The sequence below is a fragment of the Ruminococcus flavefaciens genome, assembly GCF_900119075.1.
GTDB classification, from domain to species: domain Bacteria; phylum Bacillota; class Clostridia; order Oscillospirales; family Ruminococcaceae; genus Ruminococcus; species Ruminococcus flavefaciens_Q.
Genome location: NZ_FPIP01000002.1, coordinates 180,946 through 197,922, shown reverse-complemented (window position 1 = coordinate 197,922; position 16,977 = coordinate 180,946). Strand labels below are relative to the sequence as shown.

The window sequence follows — 16,977 nt, the reverse complement described above, 5'->3', positions numbered from 1 at the left end:
GTTACACCTCGCTTACAGTAGCTCTTTTCTCATTTACATAATCAATAAAATCGCACATTGTCGCCTGTCCTTCCGCTGAGATACCATCTCTTTTTAGGACAGCCTTAACTGTATCAATAATTATTCTGACATCGCCAATAAATGTGATATGCTTAACATATTTGAGATCATATTCAAATCTTTCATCCCATGTAGAAGCATTTCTGCCATGAGCCTGAGCATAACCAGTTAATCCCGGTCTTACATCATGACGATGATGCTGCGCCTTGGAATAGTATGGAAGATACTTCACAAGCAGCGGTCTCGGACCAATAATAGACATATCGCCTTTAAGAATATTGAACAATTCAGGTATTTCATCAAGGCTTGTACTTCTAAGCCACTTTCCATAAGAAGTGAGTCTCTTCTCATCCGACAGAAGATTTCCTTTCTTGTCCTTCTTGTTGTTCATGGTTCTGAACTTTACAAGCTTGAATATCTTTTCATTCTTACCCGGACGATCCTGTGTAAAGAACGGATTACCGCCCATTGCAACTGCTCCGACAATAGTCAGAACCAGAAGTATCGGTGAAAGAACGATTATTGCTCCGAGTGAAAGAGTAAAATCAAGCATACGCTTAAAATACTTTGCATACATTATTCAAAACAACTCCTGATAAGTTCGATTATGATATCCTGCTGCTCGGGTGTCATCTTATTATCGCTTGGGAGGCAAAGACCTCTCTCGAAGATGTCTGCACCAACGTCAAGCACAGCACCGCGGTCAATATACGCATTGGACTGTCCTCTGCCGTTACCCTTTGCAGTAACGAAGCCGTTCATACGGTAGATAGGCTGCATATGCATAGGCTTCCATATCGGACGTCCCTCTGCATTAAACTTTGCAAGAGTCTCAAGGATCTCTGTAGGACATGTCTTGCCCTGTTCGGAAATATACATAGGCTGGTTTTCACCGCGAACCTGCTTGCACATTGCTTCCTTATCTATGAGCATACAGCTGAGCCAATAGTTAGGCACACTGTCAATTATATCGAATGGGTTCATAGTAACAGGAAGTCCCTTGAAGCCCTCTTTATAGCGCTCGTATATAGCCTTTTTCTGAGCAATATGCTCGTCAAGGTAGTTCATCTGTCCGCGAACGACACCAGCGATAATATTTGACATACGATAGTTGTAACCGATCTCCTCATGCTGATACCATGGAGCAGCCTCACGGCTCTGAGTTGACCATTTGCGAACCTTATCAGCATCGTCAATACTGTTTGTGAGGAACATACCGCCTGACGAACCTGTGATTATCTTGTTTCCGTTGAAGCTTATAGCGCTATAATCACCGAAACCGCCTGTTTCTTTACCCTTATATGTAGCACCGAAGGACTCGGCAGCATCTTCAACTATAAGTGCACCGTGTCTGTCGCATATTCTTCTGATAGCGTCGATTTTTCCGGGAACACCGTAAAGATGTGCAACAACTACAAGCTTAACATCGGGATATATCTCAAATGCCTTTTCAAGAGCATCGGGACACATATTCCATGTATCTGCCTCTGTATCAATAAAAACGGCTTCACCGTCCTCATAAGCAACAGGGTTTACGGTAGCGTCGAATGTCATATCCGAACAGAATACCTTATGTCCCTGAAGTGTTCCGCAATTAGGCTTAGGCTGACCATAAAGTCTTTCGCCTGCAAGCTTTATTGCGAGATGAAGTGAAGCTGTTCCGCAGGAAAGAGCTACAGCATACTTTACTCCGGCATACTCTGCAACGAGCTTCTCTACCTCGTTGATGTTCTCTCCTGCTGTTGTTATCCAGTTTTTCTCAAATGCGTCGTTTACCCATTTCTGCTCGTCACCGTGCATGGTAGGCGATGAAAGCCATACTTTCTTTTCAAAGGGTTTTATGTTGCTTTTGTTTACAAACATCTGATGTTTCTACTCCTATCCACCCAGCGTTATTGATCCGATCCGTAATCCCGGAATCCACTCTGTCGTTTCCGACACAGGCAAAATCAATAAGCCTATATTTATCATTTGCCTACCCCTCCGTGGGGCAATAGTTTCTTACTTGCATTTAGCTCCGCCATGATTATGCACCGCACTTATGATACCAAGCGATACATAATAATATAGTATGGCAAAGGCTGTACGTTTCAATTATACCCTTTGGCAAAAAAAAAAGCAAGCGTAAAAATTAGGGAATTCTAAACTCACAAATATTTTTGTCATATTAAACAAAAATATTTCATAGCCCACTGTTAAAATGGCATAAAAAAATATACTCAAAGTCAAAACACGGACATTATTTAATATTTGTATATCATTATATGTCGTTCATTATATCTTAACTTCTTGCCGATTCTTCCGACTTTGCAAACATATATTTCTATTTTTAACGGATTTTGCTAAATTAAAATTCTGATAATGATATAATATATAATTATATAACTCTGCGTAAAGTGTTATGTAAATGCATATTTTACTTTCTGAATTCATTATTATGAATACTCGGCATAACTGCTAAAATACATCGGATAAACACCTTTATATGCTGATAAATCCATGAAATCAGCTTTATACCATTGATTTTTGGCATATAATGATGTATAATGTAAAAAGTGATTTTTTATTAATTACAATTGCTATTTAATTAAATAAGATAAAGACGTTTTTTATTTTGCTTACATAAAAACATTGTTAAGGAGTAAATTCAATGAAAGGAATAATTCTCGCCGGAGGCTCCGGCACAAGGCTTTATCCGCTGACGCTGGTAACGAGCAAACAGCTCCTGCCTGTATATGATAAGCCAATGATCTTTTATCCTATGTCAACGCTTATGCTTGCAGGTATCAAGGATATCCTTATTATCTCAACACCGACTGATCTTCCGAACTTCGAGAGACTTCTCGGTGACGGTTCGCAGTACGGTATCAATTTAAGCTATAAGGAACAGCCGACTCCTGACGGACTGGCTCAGGCGTTTATTATCGGTGAAGAGTTCATAGGCGATGACGCCTGCGCAATGGTTCTGGGAGACAACATCTTCTACGGCAACGGCTTCGGAACACTTCTCCGTGCTGCAAAGGCAAACGCTGAAGATAACCATCGTGCAACTGTATTTGGCTACTACGTTTCAGACCCCGAGCGCTTTGGCGTTGTTGAGTTCGATGATAACGGTCAGGCTATATCCATTGAAGAAAAGCCTGCTGAGCCTAAGAGCAATTATGCTGTTACAGGTCTTTATGTCTACCCTGCTGGAGTCAGCGCAAAAGCTAAGCAGGTCAAGCCTTCTGCTCGCGGAGAGCTTGAAATAACCACTCTCAATGATATGTATCTCGGAGAAAAAAGTCTCGATGTTCAGCTTCTCGGACGAGGATTTGCATGGCTCGACACAGGTACTATGGACAGTCTCACAGAAGCGACAAGCTTTGTTCAGATAGTTCAGAAACGTCAGGGAATCGTTATCTCAGCTCCCGAGGAAATAGCTTTCGTCAATGGCTGGGTAAATAACACAGAGCTTATGAAGTCTGCTGAAAAATACGGCAAATCACCTTACGGCGCTCATTTAAAAAAGCTTGCTGAGGGCAAAATCAAATATTAAGGAGTTAATATAATGACAGTTTTTGTAACCGGTGGAGCCGGATTTATCGGCTCAAATTTCGTATTCCATATGCTTGATACATATCCTGACTACAGAATCGTATGTCTGGACAAGCTTACATATGCAGGCAATCTCTCAACGCTTGAGCCTGTAATGAAGAACCCTAACTTTCGTTTCGTAAAGATTGATATCTGCGACAGAGAAGCTATCTACAAGCTCTTCGAGGAAGAAAAGCCCGATATAGTTGTAAACTTTGCAGCTGAGTCACACGTTGACCGCTCAATCGAGAATCCCGAGATATTCCTTCAGACAAATATACTCGGTACACAAGTTCTTATGGACGCTTGCCGCAAGTACGGTATCCAGAGATATCATCAGGTATCTACAGACGAGGTTTACGGAGACCTCCCTCTCGACAGACCTGACCTCTTCTTCACAGAGACTACACCTATCCATACAAGCAGCCCATACAGCTCATCAAAAGCTGGTGCTGACCTTCTTGTTATGGCATATAACAGAACTTATGGTCTTCCTGTGACTATTTCAAGATGTTCAAACAACTACGGACCTTATCACTTCCCGGAGAAGCTTATTCCTCTTATGATAGCAAATGCTCTTGCAGACAAGCCTCTCCCGGTTTACGGTGAAGGACTTAATGTTCGTGATTGGCTCTATGTTGAGGATCACTGCCGCGCTATCGACCTTATTATCCATAAGGGCAAGGTAGGCGAGGTTTACAACGTTGGCGGTCACAACGAAATGAAGAACATTGATATCGTTAAGCTCATCTGTAAGGAGCTTGGAAAGCCTGAGAGCCTTATCACACACGTTGAGGACAGAAAGGGACACGATATGCGCTACGCTATCGATCCTACAAAGATACACAACGAGCTTGGCTGGCTGCCTGAGACAAAGTTCGAGGACGGTATCAAGAAGACTATCAAGTGGTACCTTGAGAACCGTGAGTGGTGGGAGACTATCATCAGCGGCGAGTACCAGAATTACTATGAGAAGATGTACGGCAACCGTGCAGAGGTGTGATAGAAACCTTCTAATACACTTTATATAGTCATTCAACAATCAAACATATAAACAATCCCGAGCCATATGGCTCGGGATTTGTTCGTTATATTACTTTTATTTTGCATTAATGCTGTTTTTCAAGTATTCCTCCAACAATACGATCGTTTCCTTTGCAGTAGAAGTATACGCGTAGTATGAAAGGATACAAGAAGCGTCAACTGCATTTATCTTGCCGTCATAATTTACATCTGCCGCAAGCTTCTGCGCTTCGTTGAAGTCTCCGTTCTGATTTGTGGAGATCATTGCATAATAGGTCAGGACCTCCGAAGCGTCGACCGCATTTATCTTGCCGTCGTTATTGACATCTCCAAGCATATAGGCATTTTCCTTATGTCTGACAGTTATCTTGAGCCGTATCACATTATTATTCTTATCAATGATGAAGATAATGACCTCGCCCTCTCCTACAGGAGTAACGACACCGTCAGCAGAAACTACCGCAACATCGGTGTTGTTTGATACAAATGTGACTCCCTCATTCTGTGCAAGCGGTATTTTATACGGTTCGGCATCGCTTATTGTAATTGAGGTGTCTCCTGTTATCAAAGGCGGATTTGTTATGGTAGATGTGGTTGTTCCCTTAGTTCCTGTACTTGTGGTAGTTGAAGAAGCAGGTTTTGACGTTGAAGATGTACTGCTTACCGAAGTTGTCATTGAACTGCTTGATGTTGATGAAGTAGTTCTCGTTGCTGTTGTAGTTGACGTTATTGAAGAGCTTGTGGTAGTAGGCGAAATGCGTGTCGTAGTAGTCGTCGATGTAGTAGTTGTTGTTGTAAGCTTGGTAGTAGTAGTTTCTGGCACAACTGCTATTCTGAACGGCTTTTCTGCACTTCCGAAATACGCTGTATTCTTGCCACAGGAAGCTTCAACGTAATATTGCAGCGTTCCTTGTCGGCTTTCATATCCCGGAATATAAGCACTATATGTCGAACCATTTTCCTTTGTCATATTCGCCCTGCTCCATTCGGTATCTTCTGTATATTTATAGAACAGAACCGCGCTTATATCGCCGTTTCCTGTTATGTCTGATTCTGCCTTGATGCTCTCATTCACCTTAGCCTTGGATATAATTACATTCAATATCTTTGGCAGCTCGGCAGTAGCAGTAGTTGTTGTTGTAGTTGTAGTAGTAGTTGTTGTTGTTGTTCTGTACGAAGTTGTAGTCGTTGTCTGAGTTACGATACTTGAAGCTGTCACCTTAACAGTATATGGCTCCGTTCTGCTGCCGTATTTTTCAATATTTATACCGTCAGAAGCTTCTATATAGTATTCCAGAGTGCCTTCTCTTACCTTAGAAGCAGGAAGTACAGCCTTATACGACGAGTCCTTAGAACTGCTTGACATTCCCAAGCTATTCCAAGTTTTGTTATCAGAATACTTGTAATAAAGCGTGATATTTCTTATATTTGTATCAGTTTCAGCTGATATTATCATTTCAGAATTGGCTTTTGTACCGTATACATAAACATTTTTTATGATTTGTTTATCATTCACAGGCGGCGAATAAACTGTTGTTGACGTAACAGGCGAAATCCAGTTAGTCGATGTCGTTGTCATTGTATTCGGATCGTAAACTGCTGTCGTAGTTACTGTAGCTGTATTTATTGTTGTAGATGTAGTCTCCGTATATGGCTTGATATCAATAACACAGGGCTCCTCCTTGCTGCCGACATTTGCCTTGTTGATACCGTCTGTAGCTTCGATATAATACTGGAGCTGACCTTTTCTCACCTCATATGAGGAGAAATTCTTCTTGTAGATAGAACCCGAGGGATTCCTCATAGCTTCGCTGTTCCACTCCTGTTCATCGCTGTACTTATAGAACAGGGTTACACTGTCGACCTTGACATTATCGGTAACATTTGCACTGATAGTAATTGTCTTATCTGGCTCGGAGTCCGTTACAGGAGTATGAACTATCTGCGGTTTATCCTTGTCCAGTGGAATACACTCAACAGTATTCGAGGGCTTGGACTCATTGAAATCCGTATCAACTGCTCTGTAGTAGTAATAGTACTTCTGCCCCGTGACAACATCTTTATCGGTGTACTGCAAATCCTCGTTGGACAGGAGGGACTTGTTTATCTTGGTGAAATACTGGTTATCGGTTGAACGATAAATATTGTATCCCGCGAGAGTCTCCATTTCGTCCTGCGACCATGTAAGTTGATTTGCGCCTGACGCGCCGCTGCCCTTTAGGGTGATAGACTGTATAGTTGCAGGCTTTACCACGTTGAATCCGAAGCGTCCGCCGTCGTTTCCTGTGACGAGCCAGCGGTCATCAGCAGCTACAGCGCCCTCGGAGCGAATATATAATACATTAGATAAATTGGGGGGTGGAATTTGATTATAGTCTTTTCCTTCGCTGATTATATCATTATACCAATCACTTTCAAAATATGCATTTTCTAAATCTTCAAGTTTACATTTTCCCACCCATTCCTTAGCGGATATCCAATCTCCACCAACAATGTACTCCATATAGCTGATATTAGTAGGTGCATAAACATTTCTTGGATCCCATTGAATTCCTAACGTTACATCAGGCTGAATGTCTGTTGCCATATCACGGTTAAACTTTACATGAACTAATAATGTTTGTCCAGGGTATGCATTTTCAATACGCTCGCCTTTCTCGTCAGTTATAAACGCTTCCGTCATGAATGGATAAATATCTTCAATTTCGGGTGAATCAAGCGTCAAGAAAGAATCATAAATATCTGGAAATTCTTCAATAGCGTCGTCTGGTATGCCTATTAATTTAGGATCTTCTGTTCCATAATAATTATTTCTTGCTCTGTCGCACATTAATTCATAATTAACTTTACGCAAGTTATTATTCAAATCATTATAATTATTCAAAATCGCATTATAGTTTAAATTGTCAGGCCTAATTTCAAACGAATGATATATCTCTCCAACATAAACATTATGATTGTGATTTGCTGCATATAAACCACCAATTGAATTAAATAAACAATTTTCTGCTATTGTAACCCCACATGAAGAATAATATTCACTATTGTACATTTTGCTATTTTTTATTATTGTATTGGTCATTTTCGAAACATTAACATAACAATCTTCAATAATGCAATGATCACATGAATCTAAACCTAAATTAAGAAACACAAAATTTGTATAGCTTATTTCATCTTTCATATCCGTATCAAATGTTCGTTTTACACATAATCCAGGTTGTGGATGGTTATTACCTTTAAACATCATAATAGGTTTTTTTTCTGTACCATTACAAATCAGTGCTCCTAATTCTGTATCAAGATAGGGCCTTGAATCGCTTTCACCTCCGAATTGTATCTGCGTTCCAGGTTTTATGGTCATAATAACATCTTCCATAAGTGTTACTTCACCGTCAATAATCCATAAATAAGATTTATCAAGAGTAATATCCTTTTTTATTTTACCTCTCAGATACTTGATTCGCTGAACGATAAATGAATACTCCGTATCTGTCATATAGGTCTCAGTATCCTCAGTTTCAAAGCCATTTTTGGCGGTAACGGTAATTTTGAACGTCATTTTGCCGTCGTTAGGAGCGTCGTCCTTGACCTTGATACGAACAGGCGTGGAAATGCTCTTGACCTTGCCGTCACTGTAGGTCAGACCGTTATCTGCTCCGCTGAACGTAGCTATATCACCGAAATCAATATTGTTATCCAGAACCTCAACATACGGATTTGTCTTGCCGTCGGCGCCGACAGCTTCTATCTTAACATTCACGTCAGAAGCCGCGCCCCAGCCATTCCACAGGGATATGCCAAGTCCCACGGTCTCCCCGGGCTGAACAATACCATCGCCGTTGTTGCTGTCGAAAATATCCGCTGTTTCCAGCATTTCCACAGCGTCAATGCGCAGATCGGGGTGAGGCTTAACTGTAAGGCTGTCCATGATATTAAGACGTGGATACTCGACCTTTTTATCGTATACCGCAACTGCCGTGGGAGTTCCTACAGCCGCAACACTCTGAGCTGCCGACTTTATATTCAGCACAGGATCAAACATACCAAGGCTGTAGCCTAAGTATTCCTTGCCATTCTCGTCGTAGAACTTAAGGCTGCTTGGATCTATGGTGTAAGCGCCGTCCTTGCCCTCATACAGCGAAATAGTAAAGCTGCCGCTGGTCTCGTTGCTTGCGCTGTATGCAGCTACCTTGCCGTTTTCGGGGTTGAACTCATAGATGATATCGCCGCTTGTGGAGTCCAGAAGCTTTATCTCCTTGAACTCGCCCGAATAAGCTTTGCCGTTGTATTTGAGCTGACCTGTTACAGCCTTGAACGGATAATTTGAGTTATATGTGAACTTGTAATTCTTATAATCGCCGTCCTCTGTTATGTCGATTGACGGGACATCAAATGTCACATACTCCTTTCTTATGGTAGCCGAATCCATAATAGCACTTAAATTGTCCTTGGAATCGCAAAGCCTGAGAACGCTTACAGCGTCAAACATATCGGCTGAGCCGTCGCAGTTCACATCGCCCATGCTGCCGCCAAGATCGTTCAGACCGACTATACCTTTAAGGATAGCTGTGAAGTCGCTCTTGTCAATGCCGCCGCTGCCGTCAGCGTCAGCGTTTACCAACGGATCGTCGGAGATAACTGTAGTTGTGGAGACAGTAGTCACCGGGTTAGCAACAGTAGTCGTCGCTGATTCAGTTACCACGGGAGTTGTTACTACCGCAGGCTCGGCAGTTGCCTTGCTTGAAGAAGCGTTGATAAGCTGTCCCATTATGTAGCGGGCGTCATATTTGTTTTTGTTCGGGTACTCGCTTCTGATTATAGCGGCAGCTGCCGAAACGCACGAAGCCGACAGCGATGTACCGCTCCAGACCGCATATCTGTTATCGGGAAGAGTACTGTAGATCTCAGTACCCGGAGCTGCCATTTCGTATTCGCATCCCTTGCCAGAGATATAGTCCCAGTTTGAGAAGCTTGCAAGTTTATCATTGTTATCCGAAGCCATTACTCCGATAACGCAGTTATATCCCGCAGGATAAACGTCCTTGCAGTTCTTGTAACCGTTTGCAGCAGCTTCGCTTGTAGGCAGACCGTCATTACCTGCCGAAGCCACAAGAACAGCATCTTTTGCTGCGTCCTTAAGTGCAGTTTCAACGAGAGTGGATTTCTCCTCGCCGCCGAATGACATATTTATTACATCTGCGCCGTTATCAGCGGCGTATTTTATTGCCCTTGCGATATCATTGCTGGCGAAGTTTCCGTCGGCACTGCCTGCTTTTATACACATTATCTTTGCTCCGTAAGCAAGACCTATACCTCCGCCGTTTCCTGCGGTCATAGCTATAGCACCTGCAACATGAGTACCGTGACCGTGGTCGTCCATAGGATCACCGCTGTATGATATAGCATTTATTCCGTGGATATCATCGATATATCCATTGCCGTCATCGTCCACGCCGTTGCCGGGAGTTTCATTTGGATTGGTCCAGATGTTGTCGGCAAGGTCCTTGTGGTTATAATCCACACCTGTATCAATTACAGCAACAACTACGCCTTTACCTGGCACACTGCTGTTCTTCAGACTTTTCCATACATTCTCAGTATCAAGAAGCGAAAAATGAGAAGCGCGCTTGAACTCCTCCTCTGATACCTCTACAGCCTCGCCAATCGCGGACTTCTTCCACACAAAGACAGGCTCTGCCGAAGCAATGCTCTCGTCACCGCAGAGCTCGTCCACAAGACTCCAGATATCATCAGAGGCAGTTTCAGCTTCGTAAAAGACCTCGTTCTCACCCGATTCGTATATCATGGTGATATTGTGAAGCTCATATTTGCCGCAGATATCACTGCTATCATCAAGATATCCGTCCTTATTGCCGATCACCGAGAAAAGAACCTTGTTTGCTTCTATATCGGCATTTTCTCTGTATTTCTTCTCCGCCTCCTCAGCTTCCAGCTCTGCCAGCGGATCGTATGCGTGTTCAGTGCCGACATACTCGCTGCCGCTGATGTCGGCCGACTCTGCTGCTGTTTCAGCAAAAACAGGCTGTGAAACTGTCAGGCAGTTTACAGGTATATTGAAGGATAAAGCCGCCGATATAATACATGATAATACTTTATGTTTTTTCATAAGAACACCCTTTCCGCTTAAAGCCAATAATATGCTTTATACAATTATAACATTTTATTTTCTGCATTTTGTGAATATTTTATTATTATTGCTCTATATATAATAAAAATGGTTATTTGGCACAAAAAAAGTGCTTCTCATAGAGCACTTTGACAATTGAAACTTTTCCATTTACATAACAAAATCAAGGATAAAGCCGCACTTTTCAGTGCGGCTTACATTATCCTCATCATAAAAACTCGTTCATTCCTGCCATTTCCTCGGCTTTGAGTTCATCGGTGACATGAGCGTAGGTATCAAGCGTAAAACCTACACTGCTGTGGCCTAATATCTTAGAAAGAGTTTTAGGCGACATTCCCGACTCCAGAGCTCTTGTGGCAAAAGTATGCCTTAGTCCGTGTACGTTTATTTCCCGTATGCCATTACGTTTCAGCAACAGCTTATAATCTCTTTGGAAGTCCCTCGGATCAAGCACCATACCATTAGTCGCAGTAAACACATAATCATTATATGGGAAGCCCTTTTCTTTCCTTATGCGCTCCTGCTCCGCCTTGTATTCCGCTAAACGCCTTGCAATATTCGGCAGAAGCGGTATGGTACGCATAGAGTGAGTGGTTTTAGGTCTGTTCACTACAAGAACCGTTTTTGTAGGTATACTCGGATCTGTATTCTTGACTCGGTTGATAGTCTCAACTATGCGTATATAGCTCTCCCCTTTCAAGTCAAGGTGCACATACTTCCATTTCAAGCCAAGAAGCTCACCTTGTCTGACACCCGTATACAGCGCTATAAGTATAGGCATTTCAAGCCTGTCACCCTTTATAGCTTCCTGTAGCTGTTTCTGCTCCTCAACAGTAAAGAAGCGCATTTCCTTTTTTGGGTACTTTGGCAGAACTGCATATGTCGTAGGATTTTTCAGCATCATATCCATGTTTACCGCCTGATCCAGCGCCTTATGGAGCATATTATGCATATTGCGCAGTGACTTGGGATTCATGCCGCCTTTACCGTCAAGGCGCCCGTTCTTAGCTTTTTCGTTATAGTACTGCTGAAATTTCGCAGTAGTCAGCTCGCTAAGCCTGTATCTTCCAATGGAATCCTTGATGTGCTTATGGATATACAGCTCATAGTTGACATATGTGGTCATGCGGAGTTCAGGCTTGCAATATATCTCCAGCCATTCGCAAAGCCACTCATAAAGAGTGACCTTGCATGGCTCAACATAAGTATTGCTTTTTATCTGGCTCATCAGTTCGGCGACTTTGTCAGCTACCTCCTTTCTCGTCTGCCCGTAGAAGTATTTTCGCCTTACCTTGCCGTCAGCCGACGGCAGATTCACCTGTCCGCGCCACCGTCCCTTTTTGTCCTTATAGATACTGCCATCTCCGTTCCCGTTTTTGCTCATCAGAAGACACCTCCGCAGCAATAACTGCTATATAGTTCTTCACCCTCTACAAATTTTACTTCTCTAACCGTTTCCTGAAATGCTGCTGTATCCAGTAGAAGCTCTTCGACTTCGTCTGCACTGTACCCATAATCCAGAAGCAATATAACATCATTCTCGTCAGCGCCGAAACAATGTGCCATCTCGATAAGCGTCTCTTCATAAGTTGTATAATAGTCCTCATAGTCTCCGTACCACCACTTGCTCCGTGAAAAATAGCTGTAGCTCGGAGCAGGCGTGAACTGCGAACGAGTAATATCACCATACCTGTCAATTTTTAAGATATCACCATCATCAACCTCAACTTTTTCTGCGTCAAACTTATTAAAACCAAGGCGGCGTAATGCCGCCTTCATAATGGATTCTGTCGAAGCATAAACATATAGCCCCAGTGACTTAATATGAAGCAGGCATAAAGGATTATTGCCTTTGACAAAGTAAAGTGAATTGTCCTCATCCAACAAACTAAAAGTAAAGCTGCCGTGCACAGCTTCTGCCATGTATCTCAAAGAATCAAAGTCGAGCTTGTCCTTTGACTCGATAAGCTGCACAGCTATGAATGAGTCTGTCTCTATTTCTGTTATAGGGAGCTGCTTCTCCTTGCGCAGAGAACGGTCATTGGACAGGCAGCCGTTGTGTGCCAGACTCCAAGTTTTTTCGCTTGTTTTTCCGAGAAACGGGTGGTTGTTCTGGTTGTTCTTTTCGCTGCCTTGTGTACTGAGACGCGTATGCCCCATCACCACTCTTGTACCCTCTGGTGGACTAAGATGAAGCTTATGCGCCGCCTTGGGACGTTTGAAAATAATTACCTTTCCGTCCTTTATGTATGAGATGCCAGTGGCGTCCGTCCCACGCTCCTCCGCTGCATTAGCTAAGGATTGGGTAAGCTTTTTTAGTATTTTATGAGGTACTACGCCTTGGTAGTCCAACCAACCGTAAAGGCTACACATATATATTACCTCCTCTTCATTTCAGATACTTAAAAACATCCTCGGGACGTTCAAGTTTGTTAATATTCTTGATAACACGATTCACCTTGCTTGCAAGATGTGTGGCAGCAAGGATCGTTATGAGACGTAATATGACCTGTACATCGCTGTGGCCAAGTTCTGATAATGGAAGCTTAGGTAATTTCTGAATAATCTCCGGTTTCTTCATTTATAATTCCTCCTGATCTTCAACATCTTCATTGATATATAATTTTCTCTCCTTGAGATAGCCTATAAGCTCGGGAGCTTCTATAGCGTTAACAAACTCACTCCACGACAGCTTCTCAATTCCCTCCTCTGTATGCGTCATAGCAAGGGTGATTATCTCATCAACAAGTTCGAGGGCTGCGATGAATGTTGAGTATTTCAATGTTCCCCGGAACAGGCGGAATTCCACAGTGCTATAATTTTGTAAATTCACCGCCGCATATCGTCCGAGATTGCCTTTTTTCGCTTTTTCAAGGATATCCCTGCCGCTCTTTTCATACCCATATCGACTGGCCCAGCGGTTCATCGAATATTCGCTTCTGCGGCTGAATTTAAGAAGTTCGTTCCAATTTTTCTCAACAAAATACAGAATATGACTAATAACATGGTCTTGTTCCTCCTGCGTGTCTCCTAAACATGAGCGATTGATATGAACATGAAGTCCGCACGTACTCGTTTGGTGTGAGCGGTATCCCATGCTGATCGCCTTACTCATAATCTCCTGCCAGCAGAATTGCTTATGGTATTCTAATGACATTGGGTGCGTTACCAGCTCCATCCCTTCATCGAGACTGCCGTCGTGTTTGATGTACAAGTGCTCTTTGTCAGCATTAGCAATCTCAAGTATAGCTTCTGCATCTTCTGAGTATCCGCCAGCACCATCCACTTCCAGTTCAACTCCAAAGAATCGCTCAGAATCGCCATAGAATATCGGTTCGGGTTTATAGCCGTACTCGTGTATCGAACGATTTTTATCAGTTTCATCCCGATAACATTCTCCGCAGTAATCGTCTCCCTCAATTTGATAAGCGTCATCATTGTGCAAAAGCGCATCGCAGCAAACACAACGAGTGTAATGATTATGGTAGCATAATGCACACAAGGTTGTGTACTCATCGCCGTAGCTATCGTCTGTCCAGATAGCTGAGCCGCAGCGTTCACAGGTTGTAGTGTGCCGTTCGTAGCAATCCGAACAAACAGGAGCACCGCCAACTGTTTCGTAATCCTCATCGTCAGTTATAATACTACCGCAATGAGCGCAGTATATCGCATTTTCATTTGTGTTCTCGTCCATTTTTGACCTCCAAAATGTAAATAGCCAGCCTCACGGCTGGCATTAAATTCAATACTCCTCAGCTAATAACATTGTCGATTGGGTGCCGTCATCTATAACATAGATTTTTGCTATTACCGGACTATTCGACGGCATAATATAGTCCTTTTGGTATTCTGGCTCCTCGCTTCTATGGGTTATGCTCTGCATACTCCCTACCCGCTTCAAATCAAATATCTGTAAATGATCTCTTGGCTCGGGGAGTCCATCGACGCATATCCATAGAAACAATTGCAGTTCCAGTGGTATAATGTGGTCAACTCCACAGGTGAGATATCGGTTGTTGTCGAACACGTTCAGCGCCTCCTTTCCAAATCTGATTACCATGAAAATGGTATCATCATAATAATATGTATGCGGAAAAGAGAAATTCTCGGAGCAGACTATATCCAGGCAATAATTCAGTTAATTTTTTGCAAGTGTCTGCTTTTAAAATACATAAAAAGCCCATATCGATTCACATAATTAATCGATATGGGCTAAATTATATGCGTTATAATTAATGTGTACTCAATAACTGACGTTAGGCGGTTATTGCCCTGAACTTTGTTCAGGAAGTGCAAATTCTTTTTAAAATATAGGATTTGCGCTGCATATTTCTTTATGTCAAACTCATTTTGCCCTTTCTGGCAAAACAAAGTGCCGCATTATGCGACACTTGTAATATTAATACTATTCCATTTCAACTTTCTCAATTTTGCATATATGCTTTCTGTTTCCGGCAGGAGCGTCTTTGTCGTAGGTGATACCAACAAGAATTATTTCCCTGCCAAGCCCCTTGAATGAGTCGGGATAGTGCCTGTTTTTTATCTGCTGGATAGCAGTTTCGGCATCCTTGTTCCATTTTAACTCGATAACAAGTATGGGATAACCCGAATCGTATTTAGGCAGGTAAGCAACGTCTGCATAGCCTGCTCCGGCAGGAAGCTCCTCCCACTGGACATAGTTGTCACAATAGGTATAGTAAGCAAGCTTGATAACACTGCGAAGGCTATCCTCTTTGTTGTAATGAATAGGAGAGGTCTCCTCCATGTGTATTTTCTCTATCTGCTCTGCGACAGCTTCTTCGTTGCCTTCGATAGTATCAAGAAAAAGCTGTTCGCTTGCTCTGAGGCGTTCAAGAGTTGCGGTATGCTTTACTTCCTTGACAGCCTTCTGGAATTCAAGCTTTATTTCTTCATTCGGAATACGAACTGTTTTATTTAACGAATCATACGCAAGATAGCCGAGATGTATCATAAGCGTGAGCACATCGTCTTTTCCACGGAATGTTGTCAGGTCATTGGCAAATCCTGTTACGCTGACCTTTACATCTATCCCTGCTATAAGCTCGGCGATAGTTTTAGTCAGTCCGTTATAGTCATGGCTGATGTATTCCATAAGTCCTTCAGCAGCCGATGTTTCCGTCCAGTAGGAATCAAAATCACCATATTCAGCAGCTTTCATAACCGAGTTGGGATTGTATACTGAGCCTGCTCCTTTGAACGAATATCCGTCATACCATTGCTTCATCAGCACAAAATCAACATTTTTCTTTTTACAAAGCTCACGCACTTCATCTTCGGTAAATCCGACATATCCGCCAAAATCACGGGGATTCACCATTGTGAACTCCTCAAAATCAGATATTGCAGACTGAGAGCCGTCTTTCTTTATTGGAAGAATACCTGTCATATAGGCAGCAGCTACAACTTTGGGCGTGAAAGCTATGTTTTTGAACCATTCACGCAGTAGGTCGAGATATTGTTTCTGGGTTGCAGGTTCGTCTTTTGCTTCTCTTATTACTGCATCCCATTCATCTATTATAAATACAAACTTTCGTTCCGGTTCATCTTTAGTTTCCTCAACGCATCGCAGAATACACTCTGTCAGGGACATATCAGGCCTGAGGTGTGAATGAGTTTCGACCAGTTCCTTTTGAAGTGCTTCTGTTATCATATTAGGTACATCAGAAAGCGGATGCTGAGTTCTTCTTGCAACAGAGATAAAGCTTGTTACATCAAAGCAAATGACGTTATATTGATTCAGATGCTCTGTATATGACGCACACTTGGCAATTTTCTTATCATCAAAGAGAGCGTGGGAATCACATGAGCAGTCATAATAAGCTGACAGAGTTTGTGCAGCGAATGATTTTCCAAAGCGCCGAGGTCTGCTTATGCAAACAAGATTATTATTAGTACCGATCCTTGCATTCATCAAGTCGATAAGCTTGGTCTTATCAACATATTCGGAATTATTTATCCTCTGAAATGCACTATTTCCAGGGTTTACATATATGCCCATATGTCATTGCTCCTTTCTTTAGTATCCATTGTACTCATTATATCATTAATTATCAGAAATATCAAGACTGTTTATACAAATCTTTTATATAATGTGCCTTAAAGTCCCAAAGTCTGTTTGGCTATATAAAAAGACCATTCTTTCCTAT

At 42.3% G+C, this 16,977-nt stretch carries 11 protein-coding genes; 2 read left to right on the top strand and 9 right to left on the bottom strand.

The window, feature by feature from the left end:
* Window position 1: 1 nt before the first annotated feature.
* Window positions 2–613, bottom strand: coding sequence for a sugar transferase (locus BT105_RS03725; protein WP_278289526.1), 612 nt, complete (start codon window positions 611–613; stop codon window positions 2–4).
* 23 nt (window positions 614–636) lie between these two features.
* Entirely contained in the window at window positions 637–1,923 is a 1,287-nt protein-coding gene (locus tag BT105_RS03720) for a DegT/DnrJ/EryC1/StrS family aminotransferase (RefSeq protein ID WP_072299484.1), read from the bottom strand.
* 787 nt (window positions 1,924–2,710) lie between these two features.
* Here BT105_RS03720 and rfbA point away from each other — a divergent pair.
* Window positions 2,711–3,598 carry a glucose-1-phosphate thymidylyltransferase RfbA gene (gene rfbA, locus BT105_RS03715; protein ID WP_072299483.1) on the top strand — a complete coding sequence of 296 codons (888 nt, stop codon included), beginning with the start codon at window positions 2,711–2,713 and terminating at the stop codon, window positions 3,596–3,598.
* Between the two features lie 12 nt (window positions 3,599–3,610).
* Entirely contained in the window at window positions 3,611–4,639 is a 1,029-nt protein-coding gene (rfbB, locus tag BT105_RS03710) for a dTDP-glucose 4,6-dehydratase (RefSeq protein ID WP_072299482.1), read from the top strand.
* A gap of 96 nt (window positions 4,640–4,735) precedes the next feature.
* Here rfbB and BT105_RS03705 read toward each other — a convergent pair whose 3' ends face one another.
* The 7 genes from BT105_RS03705 to BT105_RS03675 form a co-directional block, all read right to left on the bottom strand.
* A complete protein-coding gene (locus tag BT105_RS03705; protein ID WP_072299481.1) occupies window positions 4,736–10,789 on the bottom strand; it encodes a S8 family serine peptidase in 6,054 nt (2,017 codons plus the stop codon).
* Between the two features lie 229 nt (window positions 10,790–11,018).
* Entirely contained in the window at window positions 11,019–12,194 is a 1,176-nt protein-coding gene (locus BT105_RS03700; protein ID WP_072299480.1) for a tyrosine-type recombinase/integrase, read from the bottom strand.
* The gene (locus tag BT105_RS03695) at window positions 12,194–13,183 is read right to left on the bottom strand and encodes a class II glutamine amidotransferase (RefSeq protein ID WP_072299479.1); all 990 of its coding nucleotides are present in this window, start codon (window positions 13,181–13,183) and stop codon (window positions 12,194–12,196) included. Before BT105_RS03695 ends, BT105_RS03700 begins: the two co-directional genes overlap by 1 nt.
* A 16-nt stretch (window positions 13,184–13,199) precedes the next feature.
* The gene (locus BT105_RS03690; protein WP_072299478.1) at window positions 13,200–13,391 is read right to left on the bottom strand and encodes a hypothetical protein; all 192 of its coding nucleotides are present in this window, start codon (window positions 13,389–13,391) and stop codon (window positions 13,200–13,202) included.
* Window positions 13,392–14,504: an amidoligase family protein gene (locus tag BT105_RS03685; protein WP_072299477.1), complete on the bottom strand. Its 1,113-nt coding sequence runs from the start codon at window positions 14,502–14,504 to the stop codon at window positions 13,392–13,394.
* Between the two features lie 48 nt (window positions 14,505–14,552).
* The gene (locus BT105_RS03680; protein ID WP_072299476.1) at window positions 14,553–14,837 is read right to left on the bottom strand and encodes a DUF960 domain-containing protein; all 285 of its coding nucleotides are present in this window, start codon (window positions 14,835–14,837) and stop codon (window positions 14,553–14,555) included.
* A 378-nt stretch (window positions 14,838–15,215) separates the two neighbouring features.
* A complete protein-coding gene (locus BT105_RS03675) occupies window positions 15,216–16,829 on the bottom strand; it encodes an AAA family ATPase (RefSeq protein ID WP_072299475.1) in 1,614 nt (537 codons plus the stop codon).
* Window positions 16,830–16,977 lie beyond the last annotated feature (148 nt).

Coding starts and splice junctions, on each gene's coding strand:
- BT105_RS03700 (WP_072299480.1), bottom strand. CDS start 12,194: ATGAGCAAAAACGGGAACGGAGATGGCAGTATCTATAAGGACAAAAAG.
- rfbB (WP_072299482.1), top strand. CDS start 3,611: ATGACAGTTTTTGTAACCGGTGGAGCCGGATTTATCGGCTCAAATTTC.
- BT105_RS03720 (WP_072299484.1), bottom strand. CDS start 1,923: ATGTTTGTAAACAAAAGCAACATAAAACCCTTTGAAAAGAAAGTATGG.
- BT105_RS03725 (WP_278289526.1), bottom strand. CDS start 613: ATGCTTGATTTTACTCTTTCACTCGGAGCAATAATCGTTCTTTCACCG.
- BT105_RS03690 (WP_072299478.1), bottom strand. CDS start 13,391: ATGAAGAAACCGGAGATTATTCAGAAATTACCTAAGCTTCCATTATCA.
- BT105_RS03685 (WP_072299477.1), bottom strand. CDS start 14,504: ATGGACGAGAACACAAATGAAAATGCGATATACTGCGCTCATTGCGGT.
- BT105_RS03705 (WP_072299481.1), bottom strand. CDS start 10,789: ATGAAAAAACATAAAGTATTATCATGTATTATATCGGCGGCTTTATCC.
- BT105_RS03675 (WP_072299475.1), bottom strand. CDS start 16,829: ATGGGCATATATGTAAACCCTGGAAATAGTGCATTTCAGAGGATAAAT.
- rfbA (WP_072299483.1), top strand. CDS start 2,711: ATGAAAGGAATAATTCTCGCCGGAGGCTCCGGCACAAGGCTTTATCCG.
- BT105_RS03695 (WP_072299479.1), bottom strand. CDS start 13,183: ATGTGTAGCCTTTACGGTTGGTTGGACTACCAAGGCGTAGTACCTCAT.